Annotated in this window: 13 protein-coding genes; 11 read left to right on the plus strand and 2 right to left on the minus strand. The window is 29.5% G+C overall.

Features of this window, described 5'->3' with window-relative positions; genetic code table 11:
• Nucleotides 1-337: 337 nt before the first annotated feature.
• The 10 genes from KO494_RS03585 to asnB (KO494_RS03630) are packed head-to-tail and all read left to right on the plus strand — an operon-like array spanning nucleotide 338 to nucleotide 13138.
• Nucleotides 338-1429, plus strand: coding sequence for a glycosyltransferase family 4 protein (locus KO494_RS03585; protein WP_215966229.1), 1092 nt, complete (start codon nucleotides 338-340; stop codon nucleotides 1427-1429).
• 4 nt (nucleotides 1430-1433) lie between these two features.
• Nucleotides 1434-2381: a glycosyltransferase family 2 protein gene (locus KO494_RS03590; RefSeq protein WP_215966230.1), complete on the plus strand. Its 948-nt coding sequence runs from the start codon at nucleotides 1434-1436 to the stop codon at nucleotides 2379-2381.
• Between the two features lie 5 nt (nucleotides 2382-2386).
• Nucleotides 2387-3724, plus strand: a complete 1338-nt coding sequence (gene murJ / locus KO494_RS03595) for a murein biosynthesis integral membrane protein MurJ (RefSeq protein ID WP_215966231.1) — start codon at nucleotides 2387-2389, stop codon at nucleotides 3722-3724.
• Nucleotides 3721-4836, plus strand: a complete 1116-nt coding sequence (locus tag KO494_RS03600) for an O-antigen ligase family protein (RefSeq protein WP_215966232.1) — start codon at nucleotides 3721-3723, stop codon at nucleotides 4834-4836. Before murJ ends, KO494_RS03600 begins: the two co-directional genes overlap by 4 nt.
• 2 nt (nucleotides 4837-4838) lie before the next feature.
• Nucleotides 4839-6683: an asparagine synthase (glutamine-hydrolyzing) gene (asnB, locus tag KO494_RS03605; protein WP_215966233.1), complete on the plus strand. Its 1845-nt coding sequence runs from the start codon at nucleotides 4839-4841 to the stop codon at nucleotides 6681-6683.
• Nucleotides 6683-7777 (plus strand): glycosyltransferase, encoded by a 1095-nt coding sequence (locus KO494_RS03610; RefSeq protein WP_215966234.1) that lies wholly within the window; start codon nucleotides 6683-6685, stop codon nucleotides 7775-7777. The genes asnB (KO494_RS03605) and KO494_RS03610 overlap by 1 nt, the downstream gene beginning before the upstream one ends.
• Entirely contained in the window at nucleotides 7767-9176 is a 1410-nt protein-coding gene (locus tag KO494_RS03615) for an MBOAT family protein (protein ID WP_215966235.1), read from the plus strand. The genes KO494_RS03610 and KO494_RS03615 overlap by 11 nt, the downstream gene beginning before the upstream one ends.
• A gap of 5 nt (nucleotides 9177-9181) precedes the next feature.
• A complete protein-coding gene (locus KO494_RS03620; RefSeq protein WP_215966236.1) occupies nucleotides 9182-10117 on the plus strand; it encodes a hypothetical protein in 936 nt (311 codons plus the stop codon).
• Nucleotides 10110-11261, plus strand: coding sequence for a glycosyltransferase (locus tag KO494_RS03625; RefSeq protein ID WP_215966237.1), 1152 nt, complete (start codon nucleotides 10110-10112; stop codon nucleotides 11259-11261). The genes KO494_RS03620 and KO494_RS03625 overlap by 8 nt, the downstream gene beginning before the upstream one ends.
• Nucleotides 11249-13138 (plus strand): asparagine synthase (glutamine-hydrolyzing), encoded by a 1890-nt coding sequence (gene asnB, locus KO494_RS03630; RefSeq protein WP_215966238.1) that lies wholly within the window; start codon nucleotides 11249-11251, stop codon nucleotides 13136-13138. The genes KO494_RS03625 and asnB (KO494_RS03630) overlap by 13 nt, the downstream gene beginning before the upstream one ends.
• Nucleotides 13139-13234: 96 nt before the next feature.
• Here the strand turns inward: asnB (KO494_RS03630) and KO494_RS03635 are convergent, their stop codons facing one another.
• Both KO494_RS03635 and KO494_RS03640 read right to left on the minus strand, forming a co-directional pair.
• A complete protein-coding gene (locus KO494_RS03635) occupies nucleotides 13235-14161 on the minus strand; it encodes an ATP-grasp fold amidoligase family protein (protein WP_215966239.1) in 927 nt (308 codons plus the stop codon).
• 2 nt (nucleotides 14162-14163) lie between these two features.
• On the minus strand, nucleotides 14164-15117 hold the full coding sequence (locus KO494_RS03640; RefSeq protein WP_215966240.1) for an ATP-grasp fold amidoligase family protein: 954 nt from the start codon (nucleotides 15115-15117) through the stop codon (nucleotides 14164-14166).
• An 82-nt stretch (nucleotides 15118-15199) separates the two neighbouring features.
• Here KO494_RS03640 and KO494_RS03645 point away from each other — a divergent pair, with 82 nt between their 5' ends.
• Nucleotides 15200-16294 carry a glycosyltransferase gene (locus KO494_RS03645; RefSeq protein ID WP_215966241.1) on the plus strand — a complete coding sequence of 365 codons (1095 nt, stop codon included), beginning with the start codon at nucleotides 15200-15202 and terminating at the stop codon, nucleotides 16292-16294.
• The last annotated feature ends 4 nt before the right edge of the window (nucleotides 16295-16298 follow it).

The following is a 16298-nucleotide window of genomic DNA, read 5'->3' on the forward strand; positions in this document are numbered from 1 at the left end:
AATTGTAAGGTTTAAATTACATTTTAAGCATTTTGTAGGCTTTTATTCACCTTTAATCGGTTTTTATTCAATTCGTTACGCATTAATTTACGTACATAATGAAAGTATATATACGCATGTTATTGCAAATTAGATTTTTTTATTTAAAAAAAATAAAAAAAAGCTAAATACCTGATAATCTTTATGTAAGAAAAAATAACAATACAGTTTAAATACAAAAGTGGTATTTCATCTAATATCTATTAAGTAACTGTTTTAAAATCTAAAAATACACTACATTTATTGAGCTATTAATCAAGGTTAAGTTCTTATACTTAACCCTACAATCAAGAATTTTTTGAAAAGAAAAAAACTTGCTTTTATAATACCTAGCCTTAAAGCTGGAGGTGCAGAACGTGTTGTTTCTACATTAACCAATCAATTAATTAAAGATTTTGATATAGTTATTGTGGTTTTATACACTTGTGTACCTTTTTACAATTTAAACTCTAATATAAAAGTTGTATTCTGCAAAGACAACTATAATAGTACGCCTACTTTTTTTCAATCTATCTCTAATCACCTAGCGCTAAAGAATACATGTAAAAAAGTAATTTTAAAAGAAAATGCAGATATCATTATTGGTTTTACAACCATAGCTAATATATATAGTGTTTTAATAGCCAAACAAATTAAAGTTCCTTCAATTATTAGCGAACGTATTCATCCGCAATTTGGTAGTATTAGCAGTTTTTGGGTAAAAGCGAGAAAGTTAATTTACCCAAAAACCAATGCGCTTGTCATACAAACAAAAGAGATAAAAAACTATTTTACTAAATACATACAAGCAGAAAAGGTTAAAATCATTAATAACCCATTAGCAGAAGAATTAGTAATACAGAGAGATACGCACACTTCTAAATCAAACCATATTATATGTGTTGGCAGATTAACAGAGCAAAAAAACCAAGAGCTATTAATACGTGCTTTTGCAAACATAAAAAGAAACGACTGGAAACTTTTATTAATAGGTGAAGGCAACAAAAAAGAAGCCTACAAACAACTAGTAGATAATTTAAAATTAAATGATAGTATTGACTTTATAGGAAATGTAAAAGATGTTTCTGCTTATTATAATAGTGCTAAAATATTTGTTTTACCATCTAACTACGAAGGTTTCCCTAATGCGCTTATAGAAGCCATGTATTTTGGTCTTTCTTGTATTGCAACAAATTGTCCTTCTGGACCTTCAGAAATAATTAATGATGGTGAAAACGGATTTTTAATTCCTGTTAAAGACCAATTAGCATTAGAACAAAAACTTTCAACATTAATAAACAATAACAATTTACAAATTCAATTTAAAGAAAAAGCGATACTTAGTACCTCTGTATTTGAAGCACAACATATAGCCAACAAATGGAAAGAGTTAATTTATAAATTTTTATAATAAAATGCAGTTAACCAATTTATTACCTATATATAAAGAACACAAAAAACATAACTTTAGTTATACCTTTACCGTATTTACTCCTATTTATAATAGAGCAAATACGCTAAATCGTGTTTTTAAATCTTTAAATGCCCAAACTTTTAAAGATTTTGAATTGGTTTTAATTAATGATGGTTCTAAAGACAACTCGCATGAAGTAGCTTTAGAATTAATAAAAACAGCTACATTTCCTGTACACTATATAAATAACACAATAAACAAACATAAAATGGCGTGTTTTATGCAGGCCATACAAATAGCTAAAGGTGCTTTTATTTTACCTTTTGATTCTGATGATGAATGTACTGCAGATGCTTTACAGGTATTTAAAAAAGAATATGATGCTATACCAAAAGAAAGACAAAAAACCATAAGCGGAGTTACTTGTTTATGTAATGACCAATTTGGCAATTTAGTTGGCGAGCCTTTTAAAACTTCTCCTTATTACAGTAATACCTTTAAACAACAAATGGAGCAACCAAATGCTTCAGAAAAATGGGGTTTTACTAAAACAGAGATTTTAAAAAATATTAAGGTTAACAGAAATATTTTTTCTCGTGGTTATATACCTGAAGGTGTTATTTGGGAACTCATTGCCAAACAAGGCTTTGAAACAAAATACATAAACACCACACTACGAACCTATTATTTAGATACAGAAAATGCTATTTCTATACAAAACCATGAAAAAGATGCTTTTGGTATGGCCATCTATTCTTTATCTATTTTAAACTGGTATTACCAAGACTATTTATACAAAAAACCACTACTCTTTTTAAAACGTGTATATACATTATTAAGAGCATCACAATATTTAGAATTTAACTTAAAAGAGTATCAAAAAGCTATTAAAAGTAACCTATTAAAACTTTGTTTCACCATTGGGTGGCCCTTAAAAAAACTATTATAAATTAATTGAAACTAAGCAACTACATACCATCCTTAAAAAAGGCAATTAAAAATCCTACAGTGATAAATATTATTACTGTAGCTGTGATTAGTATTGTAGTAAAAGGACTAGGGTTTTATAAAGAAATTATTGTTGCAGGTTCTTTTGGTTTGTCTGAGTTGTTAGATACTTTTTTTATAGCTGCATTACTTCCTGGGTTTATTAATGAGGTTTTCTTAAACGCTTTTAAAGCCGTATTTATACCTAATTATATAGCCGAAAAAAAATCTACAAACAAAATTGGCGCCTTTCAATCGGCAAGTTTTATTATAACACTAAGTGTTGCAGCTATATTTATTATTATTTCGTATTTATTTACAGATGTGTTTTTAGAAACTTTTTTTAAAGGACATACTCCAGATTACTACGCCTTAATTACAACACAGCTATACTATCTGCTCCCTTGTATTCTTTTTTGGGGATTTGCATCCTTAATAAGTGGCCTATTAAATATTTATGATGAGTTTAAATATGCATCTATCTATCCTGTATTTACCTCTATTGCAATGATAGTTTGCCTTGTGTTTTTTAAAGAGCAACTTCAAGAAAAAGTACTAGCTATTGGTATGCTTATAGGTAGTATATCGCAATTTATCTTTTTACTAATAGTAGCTATAAACAAACAAATTATAAAAATTGCAAAACCAGATTTTTTAGGTTTTCACACACAAACCATGTTTAAACAAGTTCCTGCTAAAGTGTCTTCTGGTTTTTTAACAGGATTAATTTCTGTTACAGATCAGTTTTTTGCAGCACAATTAATTATAGGCTCTATTACAGCATTAAATTACGGATTGCGTATTCCTGCATTTTTTACTGCAATAATTGTTATGGCTTTAGGTAACGTGCTACTTCCCTATTTTTCAAAATTATCTTTAACCAATAAAGACGAAGCATTTAAAAAGCTATACTACATTTTAAAGCGTTTATTTCTTGGCTTAATTGTAGTAAGTGTAGTACTTATATTTCTTTCTGATTTTATTGTAGAATTATTTTTTGAACGAAATGAATTTTCATCAGAAGACACTAAAATAGTAGCAAACATTCAACGTATGTTTTTAATTGGTCTTCCTTTTACTATCTGCGGAAACATTATTGTTAGGTTTTTAACTAGTATTAATAAAAACACTTTTATGGCTTACATTTCATTTGTAACAGTTCTCTTAAACATTGTTTTAGATATTGTATTAATGAAATATTATGGTGTATTTGGTATTGCATTATGTACAGCCTTATTACAGGTGTTTAGAAGTTTAGTATATTTAAAGTACACTACTAATCAGCAAAAAGTTTTAGCTACATGAAAGAAATACTAAAACATAGCATACTTGCACTAACCATTTTAAACCTACCTACGTTTGGTTTAATATCCTTTAATCCTGCTTTAGGATCTTTAGCTGCTGCACTATCCTTAGTTTCTTTAGCATTGTACTATTTTTTTATTAAAAAAAGTAAACCATTGCTGGCTCTATTATTAATAGGAATACTATACTACTCTATTTCTGGATTTAGCTTTTCTGGCGAATTAGAAATGTTTATTAAAGATATTTTTAGGTACTTTTTATTTATTTTATCGGTTACAGAGGTTGCTAAAAACACCACAAATGGAGAGGCTTGTTTTTATTTGGTAATTGGTGCTATAAGTGTAATATTAAATGCTTTAGTTTTTTCTGATGAATATGGTAGATACGCTGGTTTTTATATTAATCCTAATCGCGCAGGATTAGTATGTATTTTAGGCTTTGCGTTTACCTATAGATTGGCAAATAAAAAATATAAATTAATTGCTCAATTAATATTTACGCTAGCAGGTATTGCAACACTTTCTCGCTATTTCTTACTCCTTTTATTATTGGTAAATATAACTTCACTATTTGCAAACAGAAAGAATATTATTGGTTTACTCGTGGGAGCTGTAGGTATTGTTATCATTATAAACACTCCTGCTTTTCAGCTTAATAAAGACAGATTTAATGCCCTTGAAAGCTTTTTTAGCGAAGGAGAAGTTAAAACCACAACCATAACTAGAGAGTCTAGACAAGAAACCTGGGCGCTTTATACAGATGCTATATTAAACAACGCCTTAATTGGTAATGGTTATGGTTCTATGCAAGGACATCAAGGAGACACCGTTGGTATTAAAGTTGGTGTACACAACACGTATTTAATGGTTTTAGGTGAAGCAGGAATACTTCCTTTTTTATTGCTGTTAATCTTTTACACAAGCATGGTTTTTAAAAGCTTAAGGTACTTTTCTACAAAACCAGAATACTTGTATATGTCTTTAATAATGGCATCATATTTAATGGTTTCTCATAATTATTTTTACAACTATATCATTCTATTTTTCACCATATGGCTATACACAAGATTTAGTATTGAAAAAGAAAATGAAGAAAACTTAATAACAGAATAACTATGTGTGGTATATACGGTTCTACAATAAAATACACGCCTCAACAAGTTAAAGAAAAACTTGCCAGAACGGCTTTTAGAGGTCCAGATGCAACACATTTTACTTTTATTGGTAAAAACGAAAGTATCATTTTAGGACATAATAGATTGTCTATAATTGACCTAGACCCAAGGTCTAACCAACCGTTTATTTACAAACACATACATATTGTTTTTAATGGTGAAATTTATAATTTTTTAGAAATAAAAAAACAATTACAAAACTTAGGATACGCTTTTAAAACAACTAGTGATACAGAAGTAATTTGTGCTGCTTACCTAGAATATGGCGAAGCTTTTATAAACCAACTAAACGGTATGTTTGCTTTTGTTATATATGATGAAAAAAAACAGCTTTTATTTGGTGCTAGAGACAGAATGGGTCAAAAACCATTTTACTATTATATAGGAGAAAAAGGTTTTGAATTTGCCAGTCAGATTTCATCTATACAACTACACAATACCAATTTATCTATATCTAGCAAAGCTATTTCACAGTATTTAACCTGGGGAAATATTCCTGATCCTCTTTCTATATTTAACGAAATAAAAAAACTAGAAGCTGGTTACTCTTTTACTTTAGACTTAACAAGCAACACCTTTAGTAAATCTCAATATTGGGATATTTCAAAAAACAACAAGAACTTATTTACAGGTTCTTATAAAGAAGCAAAACAAGAACTCTCTTATTTAATTAAAGACGCCTCAAGTATACGATTATTTGCAGATGTTCCTGTTGGTGTATTTCTTTCTGGCGGAATTGATTCTTCGGCTATTGCAGCTTTAGCATCAAAAAGCACAAATAGTAAAATAAAAACATTTTCTGTAAAATTTGATGAAAAAGGATTTGATGAAAGTAAATATGCAAAACAAGTAGCAGATCATTTACAAACAGAACATCATGTTATAAATTGTAATTATTCTGAAGGTTTAGATTTAATAGAAAATTTTAGTCATTATTATGATGAACCTTTTGCAGATGCCTCTGCAATACCATCTATGTTATTAGCTAAACACACAAGAAAACATGTAACAGTAGCACTTTCTGGTGATGGTGGAGACGAGAGTTTTATTGGTTACACACGTTATAAATGGATGAAACAAGTGCAAGCGTTTTACGCTATTCCATCAGGATTAAGAAAATTTTCATCCAGCCTTATTAAAAGGCTTCCATATTACAAATTAAAGATGATTGCGCAAGGTTTAGAGCAAAATTCGTTAAACGATTTATACCTGGCTATTAGTAGCGGAATTGACAATTCCTGGCTACAAAACACCAATGATTACACCAATGTTTCTGAAGTAAAGTACTTGAAAGAAACCGATAAAAACTTGGTAGAACGTATTTCTGATTTCGACTTAAAAACCTATTTAAATTGGGATATTAACACCAAAGTAGACCGAGCAACAATGGCATACTCACTAGAAGCTAGAGCACCTCTTTTAGATTATAGAATTGTAGAATTTGCACGCTCTTTACCTACAGAATTTAAATACCAAAGAAACAACCAAAAACGCATTTTAAAAGATGTGCTTTATGAGCATGTACCAAAAGAAATTTTTAACAGGCCAAAAGCGGGTTTTACTATGCCTTTTGCCAATTGGTTTAGAGCAGATCTTAAAGATTTTGTATTAGATACATTAACAGAAGACACCCTAAAACAAATACCAAATATAAACGTAAAAGAAGTACAATTACGCATAAACCAACATATGCAAGGTACATGGAATAGATACCCACTAATCTGGAAATTATTAGTACTTAAACAATGGTTAGATAAAAACGGAAACACTTTTTCTATACAATAATGAGCAAAAAAAAGATTAAAATAACATTTGTAATTCCTTCACTAGCAGCTGGTGGTGCAGAGCGTATTTTATCTTTTGTAGCCCAAAATTTAAACAAAGAGGTTTTTGAACCCACACTTTTAGTCATTGGTTTTAAAAAAGATACCGTTTATCAAGTAGATAATTTACATGTTATTTACTTAAACAAAACAAGAGTATTAAAAGCTGTATTTGCAATTACAAAACATTTTAAAACACAAAAGCCAGACATAGTAGTTAGTTCTATTTTTCATTTAAACACCATTATTGCTTATGTATCTATAGGTTTTCCTAAAATAAAATTTGTTGCTAGAGAGGCTAATGTTTTAAGTGTATTAGCACAACACGACAGAGGTAACAGATTAAACTTATCTAAAAAATTAATTGTAAAAGCATACCAATTAGTAGACTGTTTAATATGTCAATCTAAAGACATGCAACAAGATATGATTGCTAATTATGGCGTTTTAAAGAGCAAAACAGCCTTAATTAATAACCCAATAACAACAAATACAAACCCTAAAACACAAGAAAGAGATAGTAACAAACCGCTTCAAATCATTACTGTTGGCAGACTAAGCAAAGAAAAAGGCCATGACAGAATTATTGAGGTACTGTCGCAATTAAAATTTCCTTTTCAATATTTTATGATTGGAAATGGAAATGAAAAAGAAAATATTGTAAATTTAATTCGCACCAAAGGAATTGAAAATCAGGTAACTCAAATAGACTACACTAAAGATGTAGAAAAATATTTGAGAAAAAGCGATGTGTTTTTACTTGGTTCTTATTCTGAAGGTTTCCCTAATGCACTAATAGAAAGCTGTGTTGTTGGCACACCAATTATAGCGTTTAATGCTCCAGGAGGAATTAATGAAATTATTGAACCAGGTAAAAACGGTTTTATTGTAAATACTGTAGAAGAATGTATTAAAGAACTAACCAAACTTAACAATCAATATACATTTTCTCCTAAAACTGTTAACCAAATAGTTGTTAGCAACTTTAATAGCAAAAAAATTATTAATCAATATGAAGAACTTTTTATTAAACTAACCACAACTTATGTTATTTAACTCCATTGAATATCTAATATTTCTACCTACAGTTTTTATACTGTATTGGCTGCTTAATAAAGACTTAAAAAAGCAAAATATACTTTTACTAATTGCTAGTTATATCTTTTATGCGTATTGGGACTGGACCTTTCTTTCCTTAATTATATATAGTTCTTTTATAGACTATTATATAGGTCTTAAAATTTATGAAACCAATTCTGCAAAAGCTAAAAAGAACTGGCTACGCTTAAGTTTATTCTCTAATTTAGGCCTCTTAGCTGCTTTTAAATACTATAACTTTTTTACCGAAAGTTTTGCAGAAATGATGCTGCTTTTTGGTTGGCAGGTAGACCATGTAACCTTAAATATTATACTTCCTGTAGGTATTAGCTTTTATACCTTTCAAACTTTAAGCTATACTATAGATATTTATAGAGACAAACTTAAGCCTACAAAAAACATTGTTGCCTTTTTTACATTTGTAAGTTTGTTTCCGCAATTAGTAGCAGGACCAATAGAAAGAGCTTCTAACCTAATGCCACAAATTGAAAGCGTACGAAAGTTTAAACAAAAATGGTTTCATGATGGTATTTTTCAAATTGCTGTAGGTTTATTTAGAAAAGTAGTAATTGCAGATAATTTAGGAGTATACGTAGATTCTATTTATGCTAGTCCAGATGTGCATAATTCTAGTACACTCCTTCTTGCAACCATATTTTATTCCTATCAAATATATTTTGATTTTGCAGGTTATTCAGACATTGCCATTGGTAGTGCTAAGTTGTTAGGTTTTAGGTTTAATCAAAACTTTAATCTTCCTTATTTTTCAAATTCTATAGCAGATATATGGCAACGTTGGCACATCTCACTTTCCTCATGGTTACGTGATTATTTATATTACTCTTTAGGAGGAAGTCGTGGTACAGCCCTTTTCACCTTTAGAAACCTAATGCTTACCATGATATTAGGAGGCCTTTGGCATGGAAACACCTGGAATTTCGCCATTTGGGGAGCCATACACGGCTTATTACTTGTAGGTGAAAAAATTATATTTTCTGTTTTAAAAATTAAAAATGCTGGTTGGTTTGGGTACATCTATCCTTTTTGGGTTGTACTACTCTCCTGGGTGTTTTTTAGAGCTAAAGATTTTGAAGCCGCTGGAGTTATTATTAAAAAACTAATTTTCTTCGATTTTAAAATTCCATTTATTGGTGACACTAACGCTATTGTTACAGGATTATCTATGTTAATAATAGGTATGTCTTTAGATTTATATTTATACAGATCAAAGCAAGAACTAGAAACTTTAGGTCGCAGACTTACACCTATAAAACTTGGTGCTGTTGTTTCTGTTATCATCCTGCTAATAAGCTTGTTTTACTCAACATCTAATAACTTTATTTATTTTCAATTTTAAATGTTATGAATAAAAAACAAATCATAAATACACTAAAATTACTAGGTTTTATTATAGTGGTATCTTTTATTATAGATAAAATAGCATACTTTACAATAACTAAAATTAGCGACACGGTTTATTCTGGTCAAGCTATTGGTAAATTAAATCATTACTTAGCTATAAAAGACACCACGAAACTTATTGTTTTTGGTAGCTCTAGAGCAAATCACCATATAGATGTTAAAAAATTAAATCCGTCTAGTTATAATATGGGAGTAGATGGTAAATTTATTGCCTACAGTGCTACATTAATAAAACTACTACCTAAAGATGTTAAACAAACTGTAATTCTTCATGTAGACCCTAATGTTGCTTACAGAGAATACTACAACAGAGAAGAAACAAAAACCTTAATGGTAAAATACCATACTAATGCTGTTATTAAAGAAGAACTAGACAGAGCAGAATTAACAAACCCATTACAAAATTTTTATTGGTGTATAGATTATAACGGATTGGTATTGGGTATTTTAAAAAATGCTGTTTTTCCTAAATATGATTTAGAACATTATTATGGTTATGACCCTATGGAAGTACACAGCACACAAAAAGAAATATTTAAAAAAATACTAGAACGTAATGATAGTATTGTGTGCAAAACTAATTTAAAATTAAACCCTTTATTTAATACCTATTTAAAAGAAATAGAATCGTTTTGCTCTAATAATAACAAAAAACTAATAACCATAACAACCCCCTTATATATTGATAAATGTCCTGAAGATAATAATGCTTTACGCAAAATATTAGAAGATTTAAATATTGAATATCATGATTACAGTAATTTTTTTGAAAACAAAAACAGCACAGATTATTGGGTAGACATAGCACACATGTCTAATGTTGGTGCTGAGATTTTCTCAGAAGCAATACGTAAAGACCTATCTATTAATGATTAGCAAAAAAAACATTTCCCTATTTGTAGCCTCTATAAGTTATGGAGGCACAGAACGTGTAGTTGCCAGACTTTGTAATGAGCTTATAAAATATTACAATGTTACCTTGGTACTTATGTACAATAATATTGATTTACCTATACACAAAGAGGTGAAAATTATTTGCTTGTCTACCAAACAAGAACATTATGATAATTCTTCCCTATTTAAATTAAAAACCTTTTTAATTAGTACTTATAAGTACCCTAAAATAGTTAAGCAACATAAAATAGATGTAAGTATTTCATTTTTAATAAAGCAAAATACTATAAATGGAATTACTAAAATGTTTCAACCAAAACTTAAAACCATTATTAGCGAACGTTGCTTTCCTTCAAAAACATATGGTAAGTTTGGCGAACAATTGGTTCGTTATTTTTACAACAAAAACACTAATCTTTTTTCAAATTCTGTACATATAAATCACGATTTACAAAACAACTTTAATGTTAAAATCCCTAAACATGTTGTTTACAACCCTATTTACACTCGCAAAGAAAAGCCTGATTTTTTAGAGTATAATAACGCTAAACAACCGTTTAAAATAGTAGCTGTAGGAAGGTTAAATCCTGTAAAAAACCAAAAAAGTTTAATAAAAAGCATTGCTCTTATTAACGAAACTGTTTCATTAAATATTTACGGAATTGGTTCTCTTGAAAAAGAATTAAAAGCACTTGCAACTACGTTAAATCTTAATAAAATAGTTACTTTTAAAGGAAACAGTGATACCATAGACCATGAAATACTAAAACACCATTGCTTAGTATTAACATCACTCTCTGAAGGGTTTCCAAACGTAATTCTTGAAGCAATGTCTTTAGGTGTGCCTGTTATAGCTACCAATTGTAAATCTGGCCCTTTAGAACTATTAAATGATAATAAAAAAGTACAAATTGAGGAAGGTGAATTTTACAGAGCTAAATACGGCTTACTAGTAAATGTTGATGATGAGAAAGCTTTAGCAAAGGCAATAACTTATTATAAAAACAACGAAGAAGTAAGAAAAAAATATAGCGACCTAAGCTTTATTAAAGCAAAACAATTTGATATTACTGTAATTGGTAAACAACTAAAAAAAATAATAGATACGCATTTATGTGTGGAATAAACGGCATAATAAGTAGAAACAGTACTCGTGAAAAGATTAGCAATTCATTACAAAAAATGAATCAGCTAATCTATCATCGTGGACCAGATGAAGACGGTTTTTGCATTGAAAACCATCAAAAAACCACAGTAGCTATGGCTATGCGACGCCTTTCTATTATTGACTTGAGTACAGGTAAACAACCCATTTACAATAACGATAAAAGCATTATTATTGTATTTAATGGCGAAATTTACAATTACCAAATCTTAAAAAAACAATTAGAAGACAAAGGCATTACTTTTAAAACAAAAAGTGATACCGAAGTAATTTTAAAACTCTACGAAACGCAAGGAGAAAGTAGTTTTGCTCAATTAGATGGTATGTTTGCTTTTAGTATTTATGACAAAAACAGAAACAAAGTCTTTATAAGTCGTGACTTTTTTGGCGAAAAACCTTTGTACTACTACAACAATGAACATAATTTCTTTTGGGCTTCAGAACTAAAGTCTATAATTAACAATCTCGATACAAAGCCAGAAATCTCTAAACAAGGTTTAAACCTATATTTCAGGCTCACCTACACTCCTGCTCCTTTTACTATTTATAAAGATATTTTTAAACTAGAAGCTAATCATTATATAGATTATGATTTAAATGAAAATAGTTTTACCATTCATAAAATAAATACAGTTAAAAACAAGAAACAAGATATCGCTTTCGCGGAAGCAAAAAAGGAGCTAAAAAACCGAATGCTTCAAAGTATTGAAAGTCGTTCTATTAGTGATGTTCCGCTTGGTACCTTTCTTTCTGGAGGTGTAGATTCTTCCATAGTAAGTTTTGGTTTATCACAAATAAACAATCAAAAAATTGATACTTTTTCAATTGGGTTTGACAAAGCTTCGTTTGACGAAACAGACAAATCTAAACTAGTAGCCAAGCTAATTAACAGCAACCATCATGAGTTTATTATTTCAGAAAAAGATATCGAAAAAAACATTCATGAAATTCTTTTAAATTTTGATGAACCATTTGCAGACTCTTCTGCTTTACCAACTTATTTAGTTGCTAAAAAAACAAGAGATTTTGTAAAGGTCGCCTTAACAGGAGATGGTGGTGATGAGGTTTTTGGTGGTTATAACAAATACTATATTGGCAAACTAAATAGTAAGTACACAAGCCTTGTTCCTGCTTTTTTGCATAATGCTTCAAAAAATGTTTTAAACACACTACTAACCACCAAAGATGATAATAGAGGGAAGCGTTTTAAGCTTAAAAAGTTTGTTAACGCAATAAACTATAATAACGAACATTATTGGAATATAATTTCCTTAGGTTTTTCTAACGATACTGAAAAACTTTTAAAAGCCAAAAAAATACAACCAAGTGTTTTTAACTACTACAAAGAAAAGTCTAAAATAGAGCAGCCTAAAACAGTTCATGAATATCGTGAAATAGACAGATTTATGAGTCTTGAAGGCGATATGCTAGTAAAGGTAGACAGAACAAGTATGCTAAACTCACTAGAATGCAGAGCGCCTTTTTTAAACAAATCGCTTTGGGAATTTGCCAACAGCTTACCAGAAGATTATTTATTAAAAGGTTTTAGCAAAAAACACATTTTAAAAGAAGCTTTTAAAGAAGAGTTTCCTGAAGGTTTTTTAGAAAAATCTAAAAAAGGGTTTGTAGTTCCTGTTGGTGATTGGTTGCGTTCTGGATTAAGAAAAGAACTAGAAAGCTATATAAAAACCCCTTTATTAGAAAAGCAAAACCTTTTTAATATAGATTATATTCAGCAATTAGTAAAAAATCATTTAAACGGTAAAGTAGATAATAGCTATAAGGTATGGACGTTTTATACGTTTCAAAAGTGGTATATTAATTTATATATTAACTAACTAACTAACTAACTAACTAACTAACTAACTAACTAACTAACTAACTAACTAACTAACTAACTAACTAACTAACTAACTAACTAACTAACTAACTAACTAACTAACTACTGTTTTATGTAGCTTTAATAACTCCCCAAAATCTGTATCATAATGCCCTGGAGTAAAAGCACCACAACCAGATTCTGCATGAAAGGTTAATTCACCAAAATATATTTTATCATTTACATGGTAAAAATCTACACGTATATAGCAAAAATCTTTAGCAAAAGTTTCGCCTAAGGCAATCATTTTATCATACAGCTTTGGTTTTTCTACATCACGACCTGTTTTATAAATCCATTGAATATCTAATAAATTCCAATTGGCATCATACAAATTACGTCTATGATCTATTTGCCTGTCAATATCTACTTGTGTAAAAATAAGCTTCCCATTAAAATAATGCATTTTATAATCAAACGGAATTCCTCCATTTTCGTCCATCAGCAGTTTTTCTACAACAACTCTACGTTCAATATTTTTATATTGCCATTCTTTATACCTATAATAGTAGTTTATATTTAAAAACTTAGCGAGTGTATTTTGTACGTTTATCCAGTTATGCTTGCTTTTATCTCTAACAATAATACCACCAGAACTATCGTGATTGGTTTTTATTATAAATGGATAATCTGGTAAATTTTCAGGCACTATATCACGTACATTTTTAGTTTCTAACACTAAAGGAATCAGGTAGTCCTCACCTATTTTTTCTTTAACATACTCCCTAACCTTGTATTTATCTGCACAAATAGTGTGCAGTGGTGTTCTGTCATTTAACTTTAACCATTGTAATTTTTCATTAAAAGTTTTAGGGTTTTCAAAGTTAGGTGTATAACCTAAATTGGTTTTAAACTCTTTTTTAATGACTGTTTTATCAGGTATTAAGGCATAGCGTAAGTATTCGTAAACATTTTTAAATGGCTGAATAACAGCAAAGCCTAATCTTGTATTATGGTAAATGTTAGATATTAATTGCTTCATAATTACGCTTTTGTTTTTATTTTACTTATATCTAATAGGTTTCCTAATTCTAAATCATACTTTTCAGGATAAATGGTTTCTAAGCCACTTCCATGATGAAAAGTAACTTCTCCAAAATACACACTACCTTCAAAATCATACACGTCTATTCTTGCATAGCAAAAAGGAGTAGATAATTTTGCTGCTACAGTAAGCATTTCGGTTAAATTTTTAGGTTTTTCTAAATCTCTTCCGTTGTCCCAAAGTGGTTTATTATCTTTCCATAAAGACCAAGTAAAAGGTAACAAATTCCAATTGGCATCATATAAATTACGTTTATGGTTGGTATATCTATCAATATCTACTTGAATGACTTCTACTTTACCATGAAAACAATGCAATTTATAATCAAAAGGAATATCTCCTGCAGCATTGACTAAAAGTTTTTCGGCTATAACACAAGATTTTATATTTTTATATTGCCACTCTTTACCAGAATAATAATAATTTTTTTTAAGTAATTTTTTAAAATGTTTTTGTGTTTTTTTCCAATTTATAGCACTTTTATCGCTAACAATTAACCCTCCTGAACTATCGTGATTTGCTTTAATTATAAACGGAAAATCAGGAAAATTAGAAGTTATAACATCTTGTGTATTATAACTTTGAAACACTAACGGAATTAAATATTTTTCACCAATAGTTTCTTCTACATACTTTCGCACTTTAAACTTATCTGCACAAGTGGTATGTAAAGGCGTTCTATCATTAAGTTTTAACCAATTAAGCTTTTCGTTTAAAGTTTTAGGATTGTTTAAATCTAAAGTTCTTCCAAAGCGTTTTTTAAAATTTTGCTTTAAAAAAGTAGCATCGTCAATATAATGCGATCTATAATATTGGTGCGCTTGTAATACAGCATTAACTACAGTTTTTACAACCCAAGTATTATGGTATAAATACCTAGCAATCTTTAACATAAATACCTTTTTTATCAATTCTAATGTAGAACAAATTTTAGTAAACTAAAAACTTATCTTATTTTAGTTGTAAATTTATTTCATGAATAAAAGAATCTGTCTTGTTGGTGGTGAAGATGTACACAAACGCATCTCCTTGTCTAGCTATCTTAAAGAAGCAGGTTTTCAAGTAACCATTCTTGGAACTAGCTCACATAAGTTTCCAGATTACATTAACTATGTATCATACAACTTAGTAAGAAATTTCTCTCCTGTCTCTGATGCTAAAACACTTAAATGGTACAAGGATTATTTTTCTAAAAATGAATTTGATGTCATTCATACCTTTGACACTAAGCCTGCCTTTTTATTACCAATAGCTTTAAAAAACACAAAAACACCAATTACAAGAACCATTACAGGGCTAGGCACCATATTTATGTCTAACAGCCTGTATAGTTACACCTTAAGAAAGGTGTATTACACGCTTCATAGAAGCATAAAACATCGCGTTTTTAGTACCATTTTTCAAAATTTTGATGATAAAGATTTATACAAATCCCACCATCTTATAACCGATAAAAACTACAAACTTATTTTTAGTAGCGGAATAGAATTAAAAAACATTACTAAAATAGCGAAACGCAACCATACACCTTTTACATTTATATGTGTAGCACGATTAGTGTATGAAAAAGGAATTATCAACCTTTTAGAAGCTGCCAAAATTTGCAAAGACAAAGGCCATAATTTTAAAATTTTACTTGTTGGCCCTTTAGAAGAAAACAGCAAACGCTTAAACCAAGAAATACTGGATCAATACCAAGATATTGTAGATGTTTTAGGTAGCCGAAATGATGTGTATGATCTATTATTATCTTCAGATGCTTTTATACTTCCAACCTTTAGAGAAGGTTTTGCTAGAGTATTACTAGAAGCAGCAGCAGTTGGCTTACCAATGGTTGCTACCAATGTTACAGGAGTTAGAGAGTTTGCCAGACATGAAAAAGAAGCATTATTAGTTGAGGTAAAAAACTCTGAAGCATTAGCAGATGCCATGATAAGATTGGCTACAGACAAGAGTTTAGCTAATGAATTAGCCCAAAATGCATTAAAACACGTTGAAAAGTTTAGTTTAGAAAACATTTCTAAACAATATATTAATATCTTTAACAAAGCTATTAATCATAAAACGTAACGAA

Source organism: Lacinutrix sp. C3R15, from assembly GCF_018860825.1.
GTDB lineage: Bacteria > Bacteroidota > Bacteroidia > Flavobacteriales > Flavobacteriaceae > Oceanihabitans.

Coding starts and splice junctions, on each gene's coding strand:
- KO494_RS03590 (WP_215966230.1), top strand. CDS start 1,434: ATGCAGTTAACCAATTTATTACCTATATATAAAGAACACAAAAAACAT.
- KO494_RS03600 (WP_215966232.1), top strand. CDS start 3,721: ATGAAAGAAATACTAAAACATAGCATACTTGCACTAACCATTTTAAAC.
- asnB (WP_215966233.1), top strand. CDS start 4,839: ATGTGTGGTATATACGGTTCTACAATAAAATACACGCCTCAACAAGTT.
- KO494_RS03610 (WP_215966234.1), top strand. CDS start 6,683: ATGAGCAAAAAAAAGATTAAAATAACATTTGTAATTCCTTCACTAGCA.
- KO494_RS03615 (WP_215966235.1), top strand. CDS start 7,767: ATGTTATTTAACTCCATTGAATATCTAATATTTCTACCTACAGTTTTT.
- KO494_RS03620 (WP_215966236.1), top strand. CDS start 9,182: ATGAATAAAAAACAAATCATAAATACACTAAAATTACTAGGTTTTATT.
- KO494_RS03625 (WP_215966237.1), top strand. CDS start 10,110: ATGATTAGCAAAAAAAACATTTCCCTATTTGTAGCCTCTATAAGTTAT.
- asnB (WP_215966238.1), top strand. CDS start 11,249: ATGTGTGGAATAAACGGCATAATAAGTAGAAACAGTACTCGTGAAAAG.
- KO494_RS03635 (WP_215966239.1), bottom strand. CDS start 14,161: ATGAAGCAATTAATATCTAACATTTACCATAATACAAGATTAGGCTTT.
- KO494_RS03640 (WP_215966240.1), bottom strand. CDS start 15,117: ATGTTAAAGATTGCTAGGTATTTATACCATAATACTTGGGTTGTAAAA.
- KO494_RS03645 (WP_215966241.1), top strand. CDS start 15,200: ATGAATAAAAGAATCTGTCTTGTTGGTGGTGAAGATGTACACAAACGC.